Source organism: Knoellia sp. p5-6-4, from assembly GCF_029222705.1.
GTDB lineage: Bacteria > Actinomycetota > Actinomycetes > Actinomycetales > Dermatophilaceae > Pedococcus_A.
Genome location: NZ_JARGZF010000001.1, coordinates 2031355 through 2050168, shown reverse-complemented (window position 1 = coordinate 2050168; position 18814 = coordinate 2031355). Strand labels below are relative to the sequence as shown.

Here is an 18814-nt window from a genome sequence, read left to right as displayed (position 1 = left end):
CCTACTTTCCGGAGGTGCCGGCACTGCGGAGGTTCTGGCAGGCCTCGACGACGCGCTGGGCCATGGCCGCCTCGGCCTCCTTGCCCCAGGCGCGCGGGTCGTACTGCTTCTTGTTGCCGACCTCGCCGTCGATCTTGAGCACGCCGTCGTAGTTCTTGAACATGTAGCCGGCCACCGGGCGGGTGAACGCGTACTGGGTGTCGGTGTCGATGTTCATCTTCACCACGCCGTAGTCGACCGCCGCACCGATCTCCTCCGCGGTCGAGCCCGAACCGCCGTGGAAGACGAGGTCGAACGGGCGCTCACCCTCGCCGAGGCCCTTGGCCTTGACGACGGCCTCCTGGGCGGCCTTGAGGATCTCCGGGCGGAGCTTGACGTTGCCGGGCTTGTAGACGCCGTGGACGTTGCCGAAGGTCAGCGCAGTCATGTAGCGCCCGTTGTCGCCGAGGCCGAGGGCCTCGACCGTGGCGATGGCGTCCTCGGGGGTGGAGTAGAGCTTCTCGTCGATGGCTCCGACGATGCCGTCCTCCTCGCCACCCACGACGCCGACCTCGATCTCGAGGATCACGTTCGCGGCCTTGCACGCGTCGAGCAGCTCACGGGCGATCTCGAGGTTCTCATCGAGCGGCACGGCCGAGCCGTCCCACATGTGCGACTGGAACCACGGGGTGCCGCCGGCCCTGACGCGCTCGGTGGACGCGGCGAGCAGCGGACGGACGAAGCCGTCGAGCTTGTCCTTGGGGCAGTGGTCGGTGTGGAGCGCGATGTTGACGTCGTAGTTCTTGGCGACCTCGTGGGCGAACGCGGCGAACGCCAGCGAACCCGTCACCATGTCCTTGACCGTGGGGCCGCTGAGGTAATCCGCGCCGCCCGTCGAGACCTGGATGATGCCGTCACTGCCGGCCTCGGCGAACCCGCGGATGGCCGCGTTCAGGGTCTGGCTGGAGGTGACGTTGATGGCCGGGTACGCGAAGGAGCCCTTCTTCGCGCGATCCAGCATGTCGGCATACACCTCTGGGGTGGCGATGGGCATGGGTCTCTCCTCTTTGAGATCGGAAGGTCGCGGTGCGCAGCTTCGGCCCCGATCTTTCCATGCCTCGCCGAGGCGCGCGTAGGGGCCGTCCGGCTCTAGGCGTGGTCGCTCGCGGGCCCGCCGTCGGCGGTCGCCGGGTCGAGCACGTAGGGCGTCGTGGTGGAGACCTGGTGCAGGCCGGCCCGCTCGAGGATCGGCCGCGAGTGCGGCGAGGCGTCGACGCGCAGGAGCCGGTAGCCGGCAACGAGCGCGAGCCGGGCCCGGTGGGCCACGGTGGCGCGGTAGAGGCCGCGGCGCCGCCAGTCCGGGTGGGTGGCGCCGCCCCACAGGCCGGCGAAGTCGGTGTCCTCGACCATCCGCAGCCAGGACGCGCAGAGCACCGGGCCGTCGGCCGACTCCTCGACGAGGCAGCCGCGCACGAGGTCGGGGCGGGCCCGCATCTCCTCGCCGAACCGCAGGGTGATCCAGCGGGTGCCGGGCCAGACGAGGTCGTGGAGGTCGGCGATCCGCTCGAGGTCGCGCTGGAGGCCGGGACCGTCCTCCACCGCCCGCACCCGCACCCCGGGCGGCAGCTCGACGTCGACGGCGACCACCTCGGCGTCGCCGAGGATGAGCGCCTCGAGCTCCTCGCCCACGAACCCGGCTGCGGCCAGGCGTTGCCCGAGGTCGGCCGGCTCGTCGTACCCGTACGTCTTCCACTCCACCCGCTGCCCGCGGTGGCGGAAGAAGTCGCGCTGACGGGCGATCACGGCATCCGGGTCGAGCCCGAGCCCTTCCGGGGTCTCGATCATCGCGCCGGGCGTGGTGGGGTCGGCCGGGTAGTTGCGGTGCACGAGGCCATCGCGCTCGACGACGTTGCCGGGCTCGGCGTCGCGGTCACGCAGGCGGATCTGCTGGTGGAAGCGGGCGAGCAGCTCGTCAGGGGTCACTCGCGCCATCCCACCGCAGCAGCCCGAACTCGGCCAGCACTTTCTGTTCGGCCAGCACTTTCTGTTCGGCCAGCACGGTTATCCGGCATTCTTTCCCCCGTCGTACACCCGCCGGGCGGGCTCCGGACGTCAAGAGGGGCATGGAGGGGACGGTGGAGGACTTCGAGCGCTTCGTGCAGACGCGCTCGGTCGGGCTGCTCCGCACGGCCTACCTGTTGACGGGAGACCGACACCTCGCGGAGGACCTCCTGCAGGACTGCCTGAGCCGTCTCGCCCAGCACTGGGAGTCGGTGCAGCGGCAGGGCAACCCCGAGGCCTACGCCCGGCGGGCGCTCTACCACCGTGCCGTGGACGGCTGGCGGGCTCGCCGCAGGCGCCCCACCCTCGTGGCTCCGGCGGCCGAGGACACCGTCCACCGCGCGGACACCGCGGACCAGTTCGCCGACAGTGACCAACGCCTGCTGCTGAAGGACGCGCTTGCCCGGCTGAGCCCCAAGCAGCGCGCGGTGCTGGTGCTGCGTTTCTACGAGGACCGCACCGAGGCCGAGACGGCAGCGATCCTGGGCTGGTCGGTCAGCACGGTGAAGACCTCCACCCGGGGAGCCCTGGCTCGACTGCGCGCCACCGCTCCTGAGCTGGCCGACCTCTGGGTCGGCACCCACGGAAAGGTGGCGGCGCGATGAGCAGGACACTGGCAGAGGCCTTCGACGAGCTCGCCGTGGAGGTCCAGCCGACGGATGTCGGACGCGACCTGGCCGGCGTGGCCTGGCGGCAGGGACGGCGTCGACGCCTCCGCTCGCGCGCTGGCCGCACGGCTGCGGTGGCGGCCGCATTGGTCGCTGCCGCATTCCTGGCGTTTCCCGGGCTCCAGGCGCAGCCCGCACCACCGGCCGAGGGCGGTCCTGGCGTCGGTCACCCCGAGCGCATCGCCAAGCCTTGGCGTGTCAGCGACCTGCCCAAGAGCGGTGAGCCCTTGGCCGGGATCGCGTTCGGCACCACCGAGGGCCGCGGCCCCAGCGACGGCACCTGGTATGCCGTGGCCCAGGACGGTGACCTGACCCGTCTCCCCACCACCCACGACCTCCTGGACGTCGCGGTGCCGGCCATCTCCGCAGACGGCCGACGGCTCAGCTACATCGACAGGGAGACGCAGCGCTACGTCATCCACGACGTGGTGTCCGGCGACCTCACGCAGTTCCCGACCGTGGGCAGCGCACGGGTCTACGGCGGCGACACCCCACAGTCGCCCACGCCCTACCTCGCTGAGGTGCAGACGCCCGCGTACTTCGCTCCCGACGGGCGTCACGTCGCCGTGCGAGCCACGGGCGGGGCCGCGGCCGCTCCCTTGCTGCTGGTGCTGGGTGTCGACGGGTCGGTGCGCGAGCTGCCGTTGGCCGAGGAGGTGAACCTCGCCGGGTGGCTGGGCAGCTCCGAGCTCCTCGTGCTCGAGCCTCGCGCCGCCGAGGTCGAGGGCCTGGCGACACTCGAACTGACACCGGTGGCCCTGGACCTGGCCGGCCAACGCCGCCGCCTGCCGGTGCTCCTGAGCGAGACCGAGGTGCCGGGCTCCACCTACACCCAGTGGAGCCCCTCGTTGTCGCCGGATCACCACACCCTGTTCGTCGCCTTGGGCGTCAGCCGCAGCTACCCGCAGGGCATGGGGCAGAGCGGGATCGGGCTGCTGTCCTTCGACCTGCGGTCCGGCGCGCAGACGAGTGAGGGCTGGACATCGGTGGGGGCAGAGACTGAGTCACCCCCGCTCTACTCCGGCACACCGGTCGAGTGGCAGGACGGCACCTGGGTGCTCCCCCGCCTCGAGCCCGACGGGCTGAGGCTCGGCCCCGAGGGTGTCGCCGACCCGTCCGGCGCGCTGGTCGTCACCGACCCACGACTCCACCTCACTCGGCTCGACCTCGCCGACGACGCGCTCTCCGGACCGGCCCACACCAGCATCTGGGGCACGTCCGTCTCGACGCTGTCGTGGCGGTGGCCCGAGGCCGGCCTCGTCGCCGGCGGCGTCGGGCTCGTCGTCCTGCTGTGGCTACGTCGACGGCACCGCGTCAGGTCTCGCGCACAGGCTGGTTGAAGACGTGGCGACGCACCCACGCGTGCATCGCGATGGCAGCGGCCGCCCCGGCGTTGATGGAGCGCGTCGAACCGAACTGCGCGATGTCGAGCACGGCGACGCACGCCTCCCGCATCGCCGGTGACAGCCCGGGCCCCTCCTGCCCGAAGACGAGCACGCACTCGCGCGGCAGGTCGAAGGTCTCCAGCGGCACCGAGCCCGGCAGGTTGTCGATGCCGATGAGCGGTATGCCGCGTCCCTCGCCTCCCGCCGCGGCGGCCCAGGCCACGAGGTCGGTCACCTCGGGGTGGTGGTGCTCGTGCTGGTAGCGGTCGGTGACCATGGCGCCCCGCCGGTTCCAGCGTCGCTTGCCGACGATGTGGAAAGCCCTGGCGTTGAACGCGTTTGCCGTGCGGATCACGGACCCGATGTTGAAGTCGTGGCCCCAGTTCTCCACGGCGACGTGGAAGTCGTGGCGGTGGGTGTCGAGGTCGGCGACGATCGCCTCGAGCCTCCAGTACCGGTACGGGTCGACGACGTTGCGGCTGTCGCCGTTGCGCAGCAGGTCGGGGTCGTAACGCTCGTCGTCCGGCCAGGGCCCCTTCCACGGGCCGACTCCAACTCGGTTGTCCTCATCGGTCACGACCACCACGATGGCAGGCATGCCCGAGACACCGCGGAAGCACCCTGACATGTGGGTCGAGCCGGACGTCGACCCGCGCCAGCCCTTCGAGAACGTGCCCAAGGACGAGCGCGGCACCTACGCCGACTACCTGAGGCACTACCGCCTCACCCTCGAGATGAAGTGCGAGGGGCTGAGCCCGGAGCAGATGGCCACGCGATCCGTGCCGCCGTCGACGATGTCCCTCCTGGGGCTGGTGCGGCACATGGCGGAGGTCGAGCGCTCGTGGTTCCGCCGGGTGCTGTCCCAGGAGGACGCTCCCCGGCTCTGGGGCCCGCGGCGCTCCGACGCCGACTGGGACGGCGCGGTCGGCGACGCCGCGTGTGTCGAGGAGGCGTGGAAAGCGTGGCGTGAGGAGGTCGCGTTCGCCGAGCAGTGGGTGCAGGGCAACCCCGACATGGCGCTGGAGGTCACCCACCACGGGGACACGGTCAGCGCGCGCGACGTGCTGGTGCACATGGTCGAGGAGTACGCCCGACACTGCGGGCACGCGGACCTGCTCCGCGAGTGCATCGACGGACGCACGGGCCAGTAGGGCTCAGTCGCCGAGCTCCTCGAACAGCGTGAGCTGGATGCCTCCGGGCGTCTCCAGGCGCGAGTTCAGCGAGTTCCACGGGGTGCGCGTGGGCTCGGCGACCAGATCGGCCCCGGACTCCACCGCGCGGGTCGTCGCTCCGTCGGCGTCCATGACCTCGAGGGCGAGGCGGAACTTCGGGCTGACGCGACGACCGACCTCCACCTGGTCGATGAGCTCCACCTGGGCGGTGTTGCACAGCTCGAGCGTGGCGCGGCCGGCGTCGAGGATCATCACCTCGGCCCCGCCCTCGCTCTCGACGTGCAGCTCGACCGGCATGCCGAGGGTGTCGCGGTAGAAGGCCACCGCCTGCTCGTAGTCCTCGGCGTGGACCGTGAGGCGCAGCTGCCGGACCCCCGGACCTGGTGTCTGTCCCATGTGCAGGCCAACCGCCGTGCGGACGCTCACATTCCTGCAGCGGGGCGCGGACTGACCCAGTCCTTGGATGAGCACCTCGGGCGGCGTCATCCCCGTCAGCTGGAGTCTTCGGCCGCCCAATGCTTGGCTGCCTCGAGGTCAGAGAGGCGAAACGCGCGTGCCTGCCCGGGCCACAGGACGCTGAACACCTTGACCGCCGGGCCTGCCCAAGCCGCATCGGTGACGATCGCCATTCGTTCGAACGACGTCGGGTGCCGTGCGCCCAGTTTCAGGTCCTCCCAGACCGCGTCCCCCTCGTAGTCGTCGAACTCCGGCCCGAGGACGTAGACCAGGCGCACCTTCCCGTGCTCCTCAATGACCTTGTTGACTGCGGGCACGATGACCTTCTGGTAGTCCTCCTTCTCCACGTCGTCCACCGCCTCGAGCCCGAGGACCCCGGCGGGCATGTCACGCAGTAGGCGGATCATGCCTCTCACTGTCCTCAGGCACGGCAGACCGTGTCAATGGCAGGCGGTGACCGTCACGGTTGCCTGGCCCCAAGAGGGAGCAAAGCCCGCCGGGCGGACCGCGCGGATTCGGGCAGACCCGGCTCCGCGGCATACCCTTGGGCTCGTGATGCACTCTCTCGGCCCCGACTGGATGGACCCCCAATGGCTGCTCGACCGCTTCGGCGGGCAGTTCTTCTGGGTGAGCGCGGCGATCGTCTTCATCGAGTGCGGGCTGCTGTTCCCGATCCTCCCCGGTGACTCGCTGCTCTTCGCGGTGGGCCTGTTCATCGCTAACGGCGACTCGATCGACGTCAACATCGGGGTCGCCTGCGCGGTCCTGACCGCGGCGGCCTTCCTGGGGAACATCACCGGCTACGAGATCGGCCGAGCCGTCGGGGCCCCGCTCTACGAGCGTGAGGGCCGCTTCATCAAGAAGAAGTACTTCGACGACACCCACGCCTTCTTCGAGAAGCACGGTGCCAAGGCCCTGATCATCGGCCGCTTCGTGCCGATCGTGCGGACCTTCATCACGGTGGTGGCCGGCGTCAGCCGCATGGACCGCCGCCACTTCTTCGTCTGGAGCGGCGTCGGCGCGCTGCTCTGGGCCACCGGCATCACGCTGCTCGGCTACTTCCTCGGCAAGCGGTTCCCGGCGCTCACGGAGCACCTCGAGCTCGCGATCCTCGCCATCGTCGCGGTGTCGGTCGTGCCGATGATCTTCGAGTTCGTCCGGGCCAAGAGCGCCGCCCGCGTGGCGATCGAGGAGACCGAGGAGGTCGTCGAGGACCTCATCGAGGGCCGCGACTGACCCGTCGTCCCACCCCCATCGCACGCCGTCCCGAGCGGCGCACCGGCGCAGCGGACTACGGCAAACGACGCCCATGCGGGGCGCCCCTGACTAGCCCGCGTGGCGGTCCCCGGGCGCCCCTGCGGCGGGAAGAGTGGTTCGACCGGCACATCGCCGTGCCACTCACGGGGGAGGACCACGATGAGGAGACTGCTCGCCGCGGCTGCCGCGGGGATCACCATCGGCGCCTTGGCCGTCGCTGCGCCGGCCCAGGGCGTCACCGCCACCACCACGACCGCCACCATGGCGACCGGCTACGTCCCGCCGGCGCCCAGCTGGGGCGACTGCGTCGACCAGCTCCTGAAGGACTTCGGCGCCGAGTGCGCCATGGTCAGCGTGCCTCTGGACTACGACCGCCCCAAGGGCGAGAAGATCCAGCTGGCCGTCTCCCGCATGCGCCACACGTCACCGGCCTCGGAGTACCAGGGCGTCATGCTGGTCAACCCCGGTGGTCCGGGCGGCTCGGGGCTCATCTACTCGGTGCTCCAGCGGATCGTCCCCGACGGCGCGGGCCTGACCTACGACTGGATCGGCTTCGACCCCCGCGGCGTCGGGGCGAGCAGGCCCTCGCTCACCTGCGACGGCAGCTACTTCGAGGACACACCGCCCTCGTACGTCCCGCGGACCAAGAGCATCGAGCAGGCCTGGCTGACCAAGACCGAGAACTACGCCGAGGACTGCGAGGCCGCCGGCGGGCGCCTGCTCGACCACCTGAAGACGACCGACACCATCGCCGACATGGAGAGCATCCGCGCCGCCCTCGGCGCCAAGAAGATCAACTTCTACGGCTTCTCCTACGGCACCTACCTCGGCGAGGTCTACGCCACCTTGCACCCCGACCGCGTTCGGCGGATGGTGTTCGACGGCGTCATCAACCCCGACCGGGTCTGGTGGCACGCGAACCTCGACCAGGACTTCGCGTTCGAGAAGACCATCGGGATCTACTTCGACTGGATCGCCAAGCACGACGACGTCTACGGCCTCGGGACGAGCGGTGACGACGTCGAGGACGCCTACTACGAGGTCCTCAAGGCGCTGACCAGCTCGCCCCAGGCGGGTGGCCAGTTCGGGGCGACCGAGTGGAACGACGTCTTCGTGGTCGCCGGCTACGGGGTCTTCGCCTGGCACGAGATCGCGACAGCCTTCGCCGCCGCGGTCAACGACGGGAACTACGCCCCCGTCAAGGCCCTCGCCGACGCCTTCCAGGGCCCCTCGGGACCGGGGGCCGACAACGGCTACGCCATGTACCTCGCGGTGATCTGCACGGACGCACCGTGGCCGCAGGACTGGGACACCTGGCGTGAGGTCAACTGGCGCATCCACGAGAAGGCTCCGTTCCTCACCTGGGGCAACGCGTGGTTCAACGCCCCCTGCCGCACCTGGGCCGGTGACGTGGGCGAGCCCGTCGAGGTCGACGGCTCGGACGCACCGCCGATCCTGCTCGTCTCCGAGACCCACGACGCGGCGACGCCGTTCTCCGGCGCGCTCGCCACGCGCCGGCTGTTCCCGGAGTCGCGCCTCATCGAGGGCGTGGGCGGCACCACCCACTCCGCCTCCCTCTCCGGCGTGGACTGCACGGACGGGGCCATCGCGGCCTACCTCGCCACCGGCGAGCTGCCCGACCGCCGCTCCGGCAACCGCGCCGACCTGCGGTGCGACCCGCTGCCCCCGCCCGACCCGTCGAGCGCCTCGGCCGCCTCGGGAATGAGCCGCTCAGGGGCCGTCCTGTCACCGCACCAGCTGGCGCTGCGCCAGCACCTGCTGGGCATGACCCGCTGAGCACCACGCTCCGGCTGGGGCTGCTGGGCTCGCGTCAGAGCTCCAGCAGCCCCAGACGGTATGCCGCGGTGACCGCCGCCGTGCGGTCGGTCACCCCGAGCTTCTCGAAGGTCCGCAGCAGGTGGGTCTTGACCGTGGCCTCGCCGATGAACAGCGCGCGCCCCACCTCGGCGTTGGACAGGCCGCGGGCGACGCAGCCGAGCACCTCGACCTCGCGGGGGGTCAGCTGCGGCGCGCTTGCGCCAGCCTGGGCGGAGGCGGCATCGGCGCGCAGCCGGCCGGCGAGACGGGCCACCACCGGCGGGGCGAGCACCGTCTCGCCCCGGGCTGCGGCGCGCACGGCCTGCGCCAGCACCGCCCGGGGGGCGTCCTTCAGCAGGTAACCCGTGGCGCCGGCCTCGACCGCCCGGACGATGTCGGCGTCGGTGTCGTAGGTGGTCAGCACGAGCACCGGCGGTCCGCCGTTCTCCCGCAGGCGCGCGGTCGCCTCGGCGCCGTCGAGCACGGGCATGCGCAGGTCCATGAGCACGACGTCGGGCGCGAGCTCACCGACCCGGACCACGGCCTCCGCTCCGTCCGCCGCCTCGCCGACCACCTCGAAGTCGGGCTCCTCACCCAGCATCGCCACGAGCCCGGCACGCACGACGGGGTGGTCGTCGACGACCACCAGCCGCAGCGTCATCGGGGCACGCTCACGCGCAGCGTGGTGCCCGACCCCGGCACGGTGTCGACGACGAGCTCGGACCCGAGGTCGGCTGCCCGTGACCGGGCGCCCACGATCCCGAAGCCCGACCGCACCCGGCCGGGATCGAAGCCCTGGCCGTCGTCGGTGACCTCGAGGCCGACCCGGGCGGGGTCTGAGTAGTCGAGGCGGACCGAGAACGAGGAGGCGCCCGAGTGCCTGCGGATGTTGGCGATCGCCTCCTGCGCCGTGCGGAGGAGGACCACCTCGGAGTTGGCGGCCGCCGTCGCGGGCGAGCCCACCACGGTGAGGGTGCCGTCGATGCCCGACTCGGCCGACGCGGTGTCGACCACGCGCTGGAGCGCCTCGGCAAGGGTGCCCTGCTGGAGGTGCCCGGGCGTCAGCGCGGCGACGATCAGCCGGGCCTCGGCAAGGTTCTCCGCCGCCGTCGACTCGAGCAGCGCCAGCCGCTCGCGCACCGTCTCGAGGTCGCCCCGGTCGAGCGCGGCATCGGCCGCCCGTGCCAGGGTCACCACGGAGGTGAACCCCTGCGCGAGGGTGTCGTGGATCTCGCGGGAGAGCCGCTCCCGCTCGGCGAAGACGCCTTGGGCGCGCTCGGCAGCGGCGAGGTCGACCTGGGTGCGGTGGAGCTCCTCGATCGTGTCGGCGCGGCGTTCCATCTCGTCGGTCAGCACGTGGATGAGCAGGCCCATGCCGAGCGAGAGGCCCAGCGTGATCGCCGATGACACCACGATCGTCATCAGCGCGCCGGTGGTCTGGGGCAGCGTGAGCAGGCGCACCACGCTCAGTCCGACGACCACCGCCACGGTGACCCACACCGCGGCGCGGCGCGAGAGCAGCGCCCAGGTCTGCGGGAAGAGCGCGAAGGAGACGAAGTAGTAGTCGCCCTCCGGGTTGATCGCGATGAGCAGGAGGAACAGCGGCCAGGCCACCGCGAGGTAGGTCGTCCCGAGCCGGCGGTCCTGGAGCTGCAGGCCCCGGGCGCCCCACACGGCATACGCGATCCCGATGCCGGCCACGCAGGCCGCGCCGGCGAGGCGCTGGCCCCGGTCGTCCATCGCGGTGAGGTAGAGCGTGACCACGAAGAGCACGCCGAAGGTCGCGTGCCAGAACACCAGCTGACGGCGCCAGACGAGGTCGCGGTCGTGCGCTGCTGCGGTCGCTGCCTCCATCAGACCGAGCCCCGCTTGAACCAGGTGAAGGTGCGGGTGCACAGGACGAGGCCGGCGACCAGCCAGAGGGTGAGCACGAGGGCGACCATCGGGTGCTCCCAGGCGCTGGCCACCTCCTGGGTCTCCATGGCCGCAGGGTAGAAGACCGACCGCATGCCCTGGGCCACCCACTTGAGCGGGAAGAGGGCTGCCACCTGCTGCATCCACGAGGGGATGTCGCCGTAGGCGAAGTAGACGCCGGAGATGAACTGCAGCACGAGCAGCGGCCCGATGACCACGGCTCCGGCGGACCTCGCCGAGCCGGCCAGCGTGGAGTAGGCGATGCCCAGCACGGTGCCCGACGCGACGCCGAGGAGGAACACCCAGGCGAACGTGGCCCACGCCGAGGGGGCCGAGGGCATCGGGACGTCGAACACGAGGCGCGCCACGAGCAGCAGCAGGGCCAGCTGGGCGACGGACGTCACCGCGACCAGCCCGACCTTGCCGAGGAAGTACGCGACCGGCGGCATGGGCGTGCTGCGCAGCCGCTTGAGGGTGCCGTCGTCGCGCTCCATGGCCACCCCCAGCGCCAGCGTCTGGAAGCTGGTGAGCATCACGCCACCGGCGACCATGCCCGGGAGGAAGAACTGCGCGGCGCCGACGGGGCTCCCGCCCGACTCGAAGCTGTCGCCGAAGACGGAGGCGAACAGCGACAGCATCACGACGGGGAACAGGAAGGAGAACACGACCGAGTCGCGCTCGCGGAAGTACATCTTGAGCTCCAGGACCGTGCGGTCGAGGGCCACGGCGGCGGTGCTCATCGCACTGCCCCCTCCGCGGCTGCCACGACCGGTGCCGCGAGGTCGGGAGCAGCCTCCTCGGCGGTCGCGAACGGGGCGATCAGCCGCAGGTAGGTGTCCTCCAGAGTCGGCCGCTGCACGACGAGCTCGGGCACCTCGCCGCCGAAGCGACTGGCCAGTCGGGCCACCTCGGCGGTCGGCTCGGCGGTGGCGACGGTGCGCACCACCCCGCCCTCCCGCCACGAGACGGTGGCCCGCTGCTGGGCCCGCCCGCCGAGCTCGGCAGGGGTGTCGACCGTGATCATGCGTCCCCCGGCGATGATCCCCACCCGGTCGGCGAGCTGCTCGGCCTCCTCGAGGTAGTGGGTCGTCAGCACGATCGTGGTGCCGTCCCCGGCGAGCCCGGCGATGAGCGACCAGAAGTCCCGCCGGGCCTGCGGGTCGAACCCGGTGGTGGGTTCGTCGAGGAACAGCAGCTCGGGGCGGCCGACGATGCCGAGTGCCACATCGAGGCGGCGACGCTGCCCGCCGGAGAGCTTGGCCGTGCGGCTGTCACGCTTCTCTGCGAGGCCGACGGCCGCGATGACCTCGTCGACGTCGCGCGGCCGGCGGTAGACCTTGGCGGTGCTGGCGACGACCTCGCGCACCGTCAGCAGGTCGAGGCCCTGGGAGCTCTGCAGCACGATGCCGAGCCGCTGCCGCCAGTCGAGCCCGGCGCTCGAGGGGTCCTCCCCCAGAACGCTGACCCGGCCGGCGTCGCGGTGGCGGAAACCCTCGAGGATCTCGACGGTGGTGGTCTTGCCGGCGCCGTTGGGTCCGAGCAGGGCGAACACCTCGCCGGTCCGGACCTGCAGGTCGATGCCGTCGACGGCAGGCTGCCCGGCATACGCCTTGCTCAGCCCCTCGACCTCGATGGGTGTGCTCATGCCCCAAGTCTGTCCAGTTCGGGCCGGCCGCGAGGAGCATCGACCGGATGAACCGCCGTCCACCGGTCGGTGGACGGCGGTTCGTCCCGGAGGACATCTACTCGGACGGCGGCACGGCCCCCCGCGGCGGGTCGGCCGGCCCCTCCGAACCGGGCTGCGAACCGGCGGGCGTGCCCCCGGCATACCCGCTGGGGGGCGGGATGGTGGCCTCGCGCTGGCCGAAGTCGACCTTCACCACGTCGCGCTCGGCGCCCTCTGCCTCGAAGTACTCGGCTCGGCCGATGCCGAACATGCCGGCCACGATGTTGCTCGGCACCGTCTCGACCCTGGTGTTGAGCTCGCGCACGTTGGCGTTGTAGTAGCGCCGGGCCGAGGCGATCCTGTCCTCCGTGGAGGTCAGCTCCTCCTGCAGCGACAGGAAGTTCTGGTTGGCCTTCAGGTCCGGGTAGGCCTCGGCGACGGCGAAGAGCCGGCCGAGCGCGGCGCTGAGGGCACCCTCGGTCTGCGCCTGAGCCGCGGGGCTCTGGCCCCCGGCCATGGCCGCCGACCGGGCCTTCATGACGTCCTCGAGGGTGCCCCGCTCGTGGGCCGCGTAGCCCTTGACCGTCTCGACGAGGTTGCCGATGAGGTCGTGCCGCCGCTTGAGCTCGACGTCGATCTGGCGCCACGCCTCCTGCACCCGGTTGCGCAGCTTGACGAGCCCGTTGTAGACGCCCACCACCGCGAGCGCGAGCAGCACCACGACGATGCCGATGATGATCCAGACCCACATGGTGAACTCCCCTGTCCTCGGTGCCGCCGATCCTAGTGGGCGGACCCCTCGGCGCACCGGGGCTCTGCACCGGTTGCGAGGCCCGGGGGCCGCACAGAGAGTGGGGGCATGCCTGAGCCGACCACTGACCAGACCCTTGCGAACATCCCCGCCCAGCAGCAGGAGTGGCCCGGCCACACCGCCGAGATGACTCCCACGCCCGACCACGGGGAGCAGTCGTGGACCGGCCGCGACCGGCTCACCGGCAAGCGGGCCCTCATCACCGGCGGTGACTCCGGCATCGGCCGCGCCACGGCGATCGCGTTCGCCAAGGAGGGCGCCGACGTCGCGATCGCTTTCCTGCCCGAGGAGGCCGGGGACGCCGAGCAGGTGCGCGCCGAGGTGGAGAAGGCGGGCCGCACGTGCGTGCTCATCCCGGCCGACATCCGCACCGAGGAGGCGGCCCGCGACGTCGCCGAGCAGGCCCGGAGCGGGCTCGGCGGCATCGACGTGCTCGTCTGCAACGCCGCCTTCCAGATGGCCCAGCCCGACCTCGAGGAGTTCCCACCCGGGCAGCTCGAGCGCACCTTCGAGACCAACGTCTTCGCGACGTTCTGGCTGACCCAGGCCGTTGCCCCGACGATGGCCGCGGGCTCCTCGGTGCTCATCACCACCTCGATCCAGGCCTTCTCGCCGTCGGAGCCGCTGCTCGACTACGCCGCCACCAAGGCCGCCCTCAACAACCTCATGGTCAACCTCGCGGCGATGCTGGGCCCCAAGGGAGTTCGCGTCAACGCCGTGGCGCCCGGCCCCATCTGGACGCCGCTGATCCCCGCCACGTTCGGCGAGGACAAGGTCGAGGGCTTCGGCGCCGACACCCCGCTCGGCCGCGCCGGCCAGCCCATCGAGGTCGCCAGCGCGTTCGTCTACCTCGCCTCCGACGAGGCGAGCTACGTCTCAGGCACCGTGCTCGGCGTCACCGGTGGCAAGCCGGTCTTCTGACCCACGAACGACGAGAGGCGGTATGCCGCGCGGCCGGGGACCGCGCGGCATACCGCCTCTTGTGCGGGTGGGGCTCAGGCGAGCCCGAGCTCCTCCAGTCCGTAGACGAAGCGGTACTCCAGCCCCGCCTCGGCGAACTTCGCGCCGGCGCCGGTGGCGCGGTCGGCGATGGTGGCCACACCGACCACCTCGGCCCCGGCCTCACGGGCGGCGGTGGCGGCCTCGAGCGGGGAGGCGCCGGTGGTCGAGGTGTCCTCGACGACGAGCACCCGGCGGCCCTCGATCGACGGGCCCTCGATGCGCTGCTGGAGGCCGTGGGCCTTGCCGGCCTTGCGCACGACGAAGGCGTCGAGGCTCCTGCCGGCAGCGGCGCCGGCGTGCAGCATCGACGTGGCGACGGGGTCGGCGCCGAGGGTGAGGCCGCCGACGGCGTCGAAGTCGAGGTCATCGACCAGGTCGAGCATCACGCGGCCGACGAGCGGCGCGGCCTCGCCGTCGAGGGTGATGCGGCGCAGGTCGACGTAGTAGTCGGCCTCCTTGCCCGAGGAGAGGGTCACCCGGCCGTGCACGATGGCCTTGGCCTTGACGATCTCGAGGAGGCGAGCGCGGTCTGTGGTCACAGCGGTGTCGGTCACGGGCCGCCAGCCTAGCCCCGGTCGGCCTTCGGCCGGTGCACGGTCCGCGCCCGGCTGCGCACGACCGAGCGCGGCACGAACCTGAGGCCGGCCACGATCGCCTTGTAGTGCGTCCCGGGCACGGAGACCACGCGGCCCTTGGCCACGTCGTCGAGGCAGTCGGCGACGAGGCGGTCGGCGTCGAGCCACATGAACTTCGGCAGCCGCGACATGTTGAGCCTCGCCCGCTGGTGGAACTCGGTGCGGGTGAAGCCCGGCAGCAGGGCGGTCGCGGTCACACCGGTGCCGGCGAGCTCGGCCGACAGGCCCTCGGTGAAGACCGTGACGAAGGACTTGATGGCCGAGTAGGTGCCGGAGCTGATCTGGCCCGCGACCGAGGAGACGTTGACGATGGCGCCGTGGCCGCGTTCGCGCATGGCGCGGGCCGCGGCGTGTGAGAGCACCAGGACCGCCCGGCCGAGCACGTCGAAGACCGCCTCCTCCTCGGTGACGTCGTTGTCGAGGAAGCGCTTCTTCAAGGCGTAGCCGGCGTTGTTGACGAGCAGGTCCACCGGCCTGGCCCGGTCGGCCAGCCGCTCGGCCACCTTGCCGGTCTCGGCACGGTCGGAGAGGTCGGCCACGAGGATCTCCGTGCTGACGCCGTACTTGGCGCGCAGCTCGTCGGAGACGTTCTCGAGCCGCACCCGGTCGCGGGCGACCAGCACGACGTCGTGCCCGCGCTCGGCGAGCTGGTGGGCGAAGGACAGGCCGATACCGGATGTGGCGCCGGTCACCAGGGCGGTGCTCATGTGCCCCACTCTAGGCGGGCCACCTAGGGTGACTGCGTGCGTATTGCCACCTGGAACGTCAACTCGATCCGCTCCCGCATCGACCGCCTCGAGGCCTGGCTGCAGCGCAGCGACGTCGACGTGCTCGCGATCCAGGAGACCAAGTGCCGTGAAGACCAGTTTCCTCATCACCGGCTGAAGGGCCTCGGCTACGAGGTCGCCCACTACGGCCTCAACCACTGGAACGGTGTCGCCCTGCTCTCCCGCGTCGGGCTCGAGGACGTGCAGCTCGGCTTCACCGACGTGCCCGGATGGGGTGACCCGGTGGCCGCGGAGGCCCGGGCCATCGGTGCGGTGTGCGGCGGCGTGCGGGCCTGGTCGCTCTACGTGCCGAACGGCCGCACCCTCGACGACCCGCACATGCCCTACAAGCTGGAGTGGCTCGCGACGCTGAAGCGCAACGCCCAGCAGTGGCTCGCCGCCGACCCGTCGGCCCAGGTGGCCCTCATGGGCGACTGGAACATCGCCCCCCAGGACGACGACGTCTGGGACATGGCGTACTTCGCGGGCCGCACCCACGTCTCCCCGGGCGAGCGCGCGGCCTTCCAAGGCTTCCTCGACGCCGGTTTCGTCGACGTCGTGCGCCCGCACGCCCCCGGCCCCGGCGTCTACACCTACTGGGACTACACCCAGCTGCGCTTCGCCAAGCGGCAGGGCATGCGCATCGACTTCGTGCTCGGCTCCCCCGCCCTGGCCGACCGCGTCGTGGGCGCCGTCATCGACCGCGAGGAGCGCAAGGGAAAGGGCGCCTCCGACCACGCCCCGGTCGTCGTCGAGCTCGAGGACTGACCTGCCGGCCTCGGCGGCACCCTCGCGGGCCCGCACAGCACGGACTTCCGGGCTCCTGCTCTCACACCTCGACGCGGCGCAGTCCCAGGCCCGCTGACAGCCCGGCGCCGGCCAGCGCCGCCAGGGCCGCACCCGCGAAGACGGTCTGCACCTGCACCAGGCCCGCCCCCACCAGCGCCGCCGTGTCGGTCTGGTCGGGCAGGGCGGCGACCGTCTCGTAGTAGCGGTGCAGCCCGATCGCGGTGAGCAGCGCGAGCCCGACGACCATGCCGACCATGCGCGCGACCACCACGAGGGCACTGGCCACGCCGTGCGCGTCGTGCGGGGCGCTGGCCAGGGCGGCGTTGTTGACCGGCGCCAGCGCGAGGCCCATCCCCACGCCCACGGCCGCGAGCACCACGGTGGTGCTGCCCCGGTCGAGCGAGCCCTCGCCCCACCGGCTCATCTGCCACAGGCCCGCGGCTGCCAGCAGCAGGCCGACGCCGGCGACCGCCCCGTCGCCGAGACGTCGCAGCAGCCAGCCACCGGCGAGCGCTCCCACCGGCACCGCCACGAGGAACCGCACGAGCACCAGCGCGGCGGTGGTCTGCGAGTCGGTCAGCGTGAGGCGCGCCAGCACCGGCACGTCGACGACGACCGCCACGAGGGCGACCCCGACGAGCAGGCTGACCGCGAGCGCCGGTCGGGCCCGCCCCCGCACCACCCCGCGCGCGACGAGCGGTTCCGCCGCCCGCCGGTGCCGCCACAGGTAGAGCACGGCGGCGACGACGCCGACGGGCAGCAGGGCGAACCCCGGCGGGCCGACCACCTCCCGCTCGGGGTCGGAGGCGGCGAAGGTGAGCACCACCGTGCCGAGCGCCACACCCAGCAGCACCGCGCCCGGCAGGTCGGCCCGCCGCAGCACGGGCCACCAGCGCGGGGCGGTGACGGCCAGCCAGACCACACCGAGCCCGAGGGCGGTCAGACCGATCGGGGTGGCGACCCGCGAGCCCGACTCGGGGTCGAAGGGCACGAACGGCACGCCGAGTTCGACGTCGGTCACGAGGGCCGAGGGCGCCGCCAGTGCGAGTGCACCGGCTCCCAGGGCGAGCGCCCCGACGACCACCGGCATGCCGCGTGGCCGGGCCGGGCGGTGCCGACCGGTGAGCATCACCGCGCCGGCGAGGAGCAGGCCGAGCACGACGTTGAGCCAGAAGATGGCGCGCCAGTCGGCGACGGCCAGCACGGCGGCGCCGAGCACCGGCCCCAGCACGCTGCCCAGCTCCTGCACGGCCCCCACCACCCCGAGCGGCGTGCCGCGCCTGCCCGCCGGCCAGAGGTCGGCGACGAGGGCGAGGGTGGCCGGCACGAGCCCGCCACCACCGATGCCCTGCACGACCCGACCGACCACCAGCACGGGCAGCTCGACGGCGAGAGCGGTGACGGCCGAGCCCAGCACGAACACCGCGAGGCACCCGAGGAGGACCTGCTGGCGTGAGACCAGGTCGGCCAGCCGCCCGATGAGCGGCAGCACGGCGATGTATCCGAGCAGGAAGCCCGAGATGATCGGGGTGGCCTTCTGCAGCGCGTCGATGCCGATCCCGACACCGGTCATCATGTCGGTCAGCGCCAGCACGACGACGTAGATGTCGGCCGCCGCCAGCGCCACGGCGACCGAGGCCGTGGCGAGCAGCGCCCTAGGGGCGGGTGATCTCAACGGGCTGGTCGAGCCGCTTGAGCCGCAGCGTGTAGGTGGAGGTGGCGCCCTCGTAGAACGGCCCGGTCAGCACGACCGTGCGCAGCTCGTGGCTGCGGTCGGTGACGCCGTAGGTGACCTCGAACGTGCCGGCGCGGTCACCGACCACGAGCAGGTCGGCGACGGCCGCACCGGGCAGCGTGCCCTTCAGGGTGGCCAGGACGTCGGCGCCGTCGCGCACGGTGGCGTCCTTCCGCAGGCCCTGCGTCGTGTCGACGAGGCTCGTGACGCCCGTGGTGGTGTCGAACAGCCCGGCCGGGTTGGGCGCGCCGTAGTCGGCCGGGTCGATGCGGTTGTAGTCGGGCGTGAAGAACTTCATGTAGACGTCCTGCTCCACCGCGATGACGTCCACGGTGCCCGTCACCCCGTTGACCGACGCGTTCAGGGTGCCGGTGAAGGAGGGCGGGGTGAACCGGCCCGTGCCCTTGGCCCCCGAGATGCCGACCGCCTCACCCGGCAGGCCCTGCGACTCCAGGGTGAAGCTGACGCTCGGGCTCTGCTCGAGGTTCGCGCGCGCCGAGGCCAGCAGCTCGGCCGGTGTCTGCCCCCTGGCCTCGCCGGCCTTCTCGTCGTCGGTGCACGCACCGGCCGCCAGCACCACCGACAACACCGCTGCCGTCATGGCGGCACCCCTCGCACGCCGGCACAACCGGGCGCCCGTCAGCCTCATGGCGCCACGGTAGTCGTCCTGCCGGCCCGGTCCCCCACCGCCGCGCCCAC

The 18814-nt window shown here is 72.0% G+C and carries 21 protein-coding genes; 7 read left to right on the top strand and 14 right to left on the bottom strand.

Annotated features, from left to right (window positions below; all coding sequences use genetic code 11):
• Position 1 precedes the first annotated feature (1 nt).
• Together fbaA and P2F65_RS09955 are read right to left on the bottom strand one after the other, a co-directional pair.
• Positions 2-1033: a class II fructose-bisphosphate aldolase gene (fbaA, locus tag P2F65_RS09960; protein WP_275806375.1), complete on the bottom strand. Its 1032-nt coding sequence runs from the start codon at positions 1031-1033 to the stop codon at positions 2-4.
• A gap of 95 nt (positions 1034-1128) precedes the next feature.
• A complete protein-coding gene (locus P2F65_RS09955; protein WP_275806373.1) occupies positions 1129-1962 on the bottom strand; it encodes a GNAT family N-acetyltransferase in 834 nt (277 codons plus the stop codon).
• 140 nt (positions 1963-2102) lie between these two features.
• On the opposite strand from P2F65_RS09955, the gene P2F65_RS09950 reads away from it, so the two are divergent.
• Positions 2103-2645 carry a SigE family RNA polymerase sigma factor gene (locus tag P2F65_RS09950; RefSeq protein ID WP_275806371.1) on the top strand — a complete coding sequence of 181 codons (543 nt, stop codon included), beginning with the start codon at positions 2103-2105 and terminating at the stop codon, positions 2643-2645.
• A complete protein-coding gene (locus P2F65_RS09945) occupies positions 2642-4048 on the top strand; it encodes a hypothetical protein (protein WP_275806369.1) in 1407 nt (468 codons plus the stop codon). Before P2F65_RS09950 ends, P2F65_RS09945 begins: the two co-directional genes overlap by 4 nt.
• Here P2F65_RS09945 and P2F65_RS09940 read toward each other — a convergent pair.
• Positions 4023-4691, bottom strand: a complete 669-nt coding sequence (locus P2F65_RS09940; RefSeq protein WP_275806367.1) for a TrmH family RNA methyltransferase — start codon at positions 4689-4691, stop codon at positions 4023-4025. The genes P2F65_RS09945 and P2F65_RS09940 overlap by 26 nt on opposite strands.
• On the opposite strand from P2F65_RS09940, the gene P2F65_RS09935 reads away from it, so the two are divergent.
• Complete coding sequence (locus tag P2F65_RS09935) at positions 4690-5244, top strand: DinB family protein (protein WP_345803684.1); 555 nt, start codon at positions 4690-4692, stop codon at positions 5242-5244. The genes P2F65_RS09940 and P2F65_RS09935 overlap by 2 nt on opposite strands.
• A 3-nt stretch (positions 5245-5247) precedes the next feature.
• Here the strand turns inward: P2F65_RS09935 and P2F65_RS09930 are convergent, their stop codons facing one another.
• Both P2F65_RS09930 and P2F65_RS09925 read right to left on the bottom strand, forming a co-directional pair.
• Positions 5248-5661: a VOC family protein gene (locus P2F65_RS09930; protein ID WP_275806363.1), complete on the bottom strand. Its 414-nt coding sequence runs from the start codon at positions 5659-5661 to the stop codon at positions 5248-5250.
• Between the two features lie 95 nt (positions 5662-5756).
• Positions 5757-6128, bottom strand: coding sequence for an STAS/SEC14 domain-containing protein (locus P2F65_RS09925; RefSeq protein ID WP_275806361.1), 372 nt, complete (start codon positions 6126-6128; stop codon positions 5757-5759).
• A gap of 148 nt (positions 6129-6276) precedes the next feature.
• Between P2F65_RS09925 and P2F65_RS09920 the strand changes: the two genes are divergently transcribed.
• Together P2F65_RS09920 and P2F65_RS09915 are read left to right on the top strand one after the other, a co-directional pair.
• Positions 6277-6957: a VTT domain-containing protein gene (locus P2F65_RS09920; protein ID WP_275807375.1), complete on the top strand. Its 681-nt coding sequence runs from the start codon at positions 6277-6279 to the stop codon at positions 6955-6957.
• 180 nt (positions 6958-7137) lie between these two features.
• A complete protein-coding gene (locus P2F65_RS09915) occupies positions 7138-8775 on the top strand; it encodes an alpha/beta hydrolase (protein WP_275806359.1) in 1638 nt (545 codons plus the stop codon).
• Positions 8776-8809: 34 nt separating this feature from the next.
• On the opposite strand, the gene P2F65_RS09910 is transcribed toward P2F65_RS09915, so the two are convergent.
• The 5 genes from P2F65_RS09910 to P2F65_RS09890 all read right to left on the bottom strand — a co-directional run bounded on the left by P2F65_RS09910 (position 8810) and on the right by P2F65_RS09890 (position 13127).
• Positions 8810-9457 carry a response regulator transcription factor gene (locus tag P2F65_RS09910; protein ID WP_275806357.1) on the bottom strand — a complete coding sequence of 216 codons (648 nt, stop codon included), beginning with the start codon at positions 9455-9457 and terminating at the stop codon, positions 8810-8812.
• Positions 9454-10650, bottom strand: a complete 1197-nt coding sequence (locus P2F65_RS09905) for a sensor histidine kinase (RefSeq protein ID WP_275806356.1) — start codon at positions 10648-10650, stop codon at positions 9454-9456. The genes P2F65_RS09910 and P2F65_RS09905 overlap by 4 nt, the downstream gene beginning before the upstream one ends.
• Positions 10650-11450, bottom strand: a complete 801-nt coding sequence (locus P2F65_RS09900) for an ABC transporter permease (RefSeq protein WP_275806354.1) — start codon at positions 11448-11450, stop codon at positions 10650-10652. The genes P2F65_RS09905 and P2F65_RS09900 overlap by 1 nt, the downstream gene beginning before the upstream one ends.
• Positions 11447-12355 (bottom strand): ABC transporter ATP-binding protein, encoded by a 909-nt coding sequence (locus tag P2F65_RS09895; protein WP_275806352.1) that lies wholly within the window; start codon positions 12353-12355, stop codon positions 11447-11449. The genes P2F65_RS09900 and P2F65_RS09895 overlap by 4 nt, the downstream gene beginning before the upstream one ends.
• 97 nt (positions 12356-12452) lie before the next feature.
• Positions 12453-13127, bottom strand: coding sequence for a LemA family protein (locus P2F65_RS09890; RefSeq protein WP_275806350.1), 675 nt, complete (start codon positions 13125-13127; stop codon positions 12453-12455).
• A gap of 108 nt (positions 13128-13235) precedes the next feature.
• Here P2F65_RS09890 and P2F65_RS09885 point away from each other — a divergent pair, with 108 nt between their 5' ends.
• Positions 13236-14108, top strand: a complete 873-nt coding sequence (locus P2F65_RS09885) for an SDR family oxidoreductase (protein WP_275806348.1) — start codon at positions 13236-13238, stop codon at positions 14106-14108.
• Positions 14109-14182: 74 nt separating this feature from the next.
• On the opposite strand, the gene pyrE is transcribed toward P2F65_RS09885, so the two are convergent.
• Positions 14183-14743, bottom strand: a complete 561-nt coding sequence (pyrE, locus tag P2F65_RS09880) for an orotate phosphoribosyltransferase (protein WP_275806346.1) — start codon at positions 14741-14743, stop codon at positions 14183-14185.
• A gap of 11 nt (positions 14744-14754) precedes the next feature.
• Complete coding sequence (locus P2F65_RS09875; protein ID WP_275806344.1) at positions 14755-15531, bottom strand: SDR family oxidoreductase; 777 nt, start codon at positions 15529-15531, stop codon at positions 14755-14757.
• 36 nt (positions 15532-15567) lie between these two features.
• Here P2F65_RS09875 and P2F65_RS09870 point away from each other — a divergent pair, with 36 nt between their 5' ends.
• Complete coding sequence (locus tag P2F65_RS09870; protein ID WP_275806342.1) at positions 15568-16359, top strand: exodeoxyribonuclease III; 792 nt, start codon at positions 15568-15570, stop codon at positions 16357-16359.
• A gap of 61 nt (positions 16360-16420) precedes the next feature.
• Here P2F65_RS09870 and P2F65_RS09865 read toward each other — a convergent pair whose 3' ends face one another.
• Together P2F65_RS09865 and P2F65_RS09860 are read right to left on the bottom strand one after the other, a co-directional pair.
• Positions 16421-18055 carry an MFS transporter gene (locus tag P2F65_RS09865; RefSeq protein WP_275806340.1) on the bottom strand — a complete coding sequence of 545 codons (1635 nt, stop codon included), beginning with the start codon at positions 18053-18055 and terminating at the stop codon, positions 16421-16423.
• Positions 18036-18764 carry an LppX_LprAFG lipoprotein gene (locus P2F65_RS09860; protein ID WP_275806338.1) on the bottom strand — a complete coding sequence of 243 codons (729 nt, stop codon included), beginning with the start codon at positions 18762-18764 and terminating at the stop codon, positions 18036-18038. Before P2F65_RS09860 ends, P2F65_RS09865 begins: the two co-directional genes overlap by 20 nt.
• Positions 18765-18814 lie beyond the last annotated feature (50 nt).

Excerpts from the sequence above, each read along its gene's own strand:
- fbaA (WP_275806375.1), bottom strand. The coding sequence starts at position 1,033 with ATGCCCATCGCCACCCCAGAGGTGTATGCCGACATGCTGGATCGCGCG.
- P2F65_RS09950 (WP_275806371.1), top strand. The coding sequence starts at position 2,103 with ATGGAGGGGACGGTGGAGGACTTCGAGCGCTTCGTGCAGACGCGCTCG.
- P2F65_RS09945 (WP_275806369.1), top strand. The coding sequence starts at position 2,642 with ATGAGCAGGACACTGGCAGAGGCCTTCGACGAGCTCGCCGTGGAGGTC.
- P2F65_RS09935 (WP_345803684.1), top strand. The coding sequence starts at position 4,690 with ATGCCCGAGACACCGCGGAAGCACCCTGACATGTGGGTCGAGCCGGAC.
- P2F65_RS09940 (WP_275806367.1), bottom strand. The coding sequence starts at position 4,691 with ATGCCTGCCATCGTGGTGGTCGTGACCGATGAGGACAACCGAGTTGGA.
- P2F65_RS09930 (WP_275806363.1), bottom strand. The coding sequence starts at position 5,661 with ATGGGACAGACACCAGGTCCGGGGGTCCGGCAGCTGCGCCTCACGGTC.
- P2F65_RS09925 (WP_275806361.1), bottom strand. The coding sequence starts at position 6,128 with ATGATCCGCCTACTGCGTGACATGCCCGCCGGGGTCCTCGGGCTCGAG.
- P2F65_RS09920 (WP_275807375.1), top strand. The coding sequence starts at position 6,277 with ATGCACTCTCTCGGCCCCGACTGGATGGACCCCCAATGGCTGCTCGAC.
- P2F65_RS09915 (WP_275806359.1), top strand. The coding sequence starts at position 7,138 with ATGAGGAGACTGCTCGCCGCGGCTGCCGCGGGGATCACCATCGGCGCC.
- P2F65_RS09910 (WP_275806357.1), bottom strand. The coding sequence starts at position 9,457 with ATGACGCTGCGGCTGGTGGTCGTCGACGACCACCCCGTCGTGCGTGCC.
- P2F65_RS09905 (WP_275806356.1), bottom strand. The coding sequence starts at position 10,650 with ATGGAGGCAGCGACCGCAGCAGCGCACGACCGCGACCTCGTCTGGCGC.
- P2F65_RS09900 (WP_275806354.1), bottom strand. The coding sequence starts at position 11,450 with ATGAGCACCGCCGCCGTGGCCCTCGACCGCACGGTCCTGGAGCTCAAG.
- P2F65_RS09895 (WP_275806352.1), bottom strand. The coding sequence starts at position 12,355 with ATGAGCACACCCATCGAGGTCGAGGGGCTGAGCAAGGCGTATGCCGGG.
- P2F65_RS09890 (WP_275806350.1), bottom strand. The coding sequence starts at position 13,127 with ATGTGGGTCTGGATCATCATCGGCATCGTCGTGGTGCTGCTCGCGCTC.
- P2F65_RS09885 (WP_275806348.1), top strand. The coding sequence starts at position 13,236 with ATGCCTGAGCCGACCACTGACCAGACCCTTGCGAACATCCCCGCCCAG.
- P2F65_RS09875 (WP_275806344.1), bottom strand. The coding sequence starts at position 15,531 with ATGAGCACCGCCCTGGTGACCGGCGCCACATCCGGTATCGGCCTGTCC.
- P2F65_RS09860 (WP_275806338.1), bottom strand. The coding sequence starts at position 18,764 with ATGAGGCTGACGGGCGCCCGGTTGTGCCGGCGTGCGAGGGGTGCCGCC.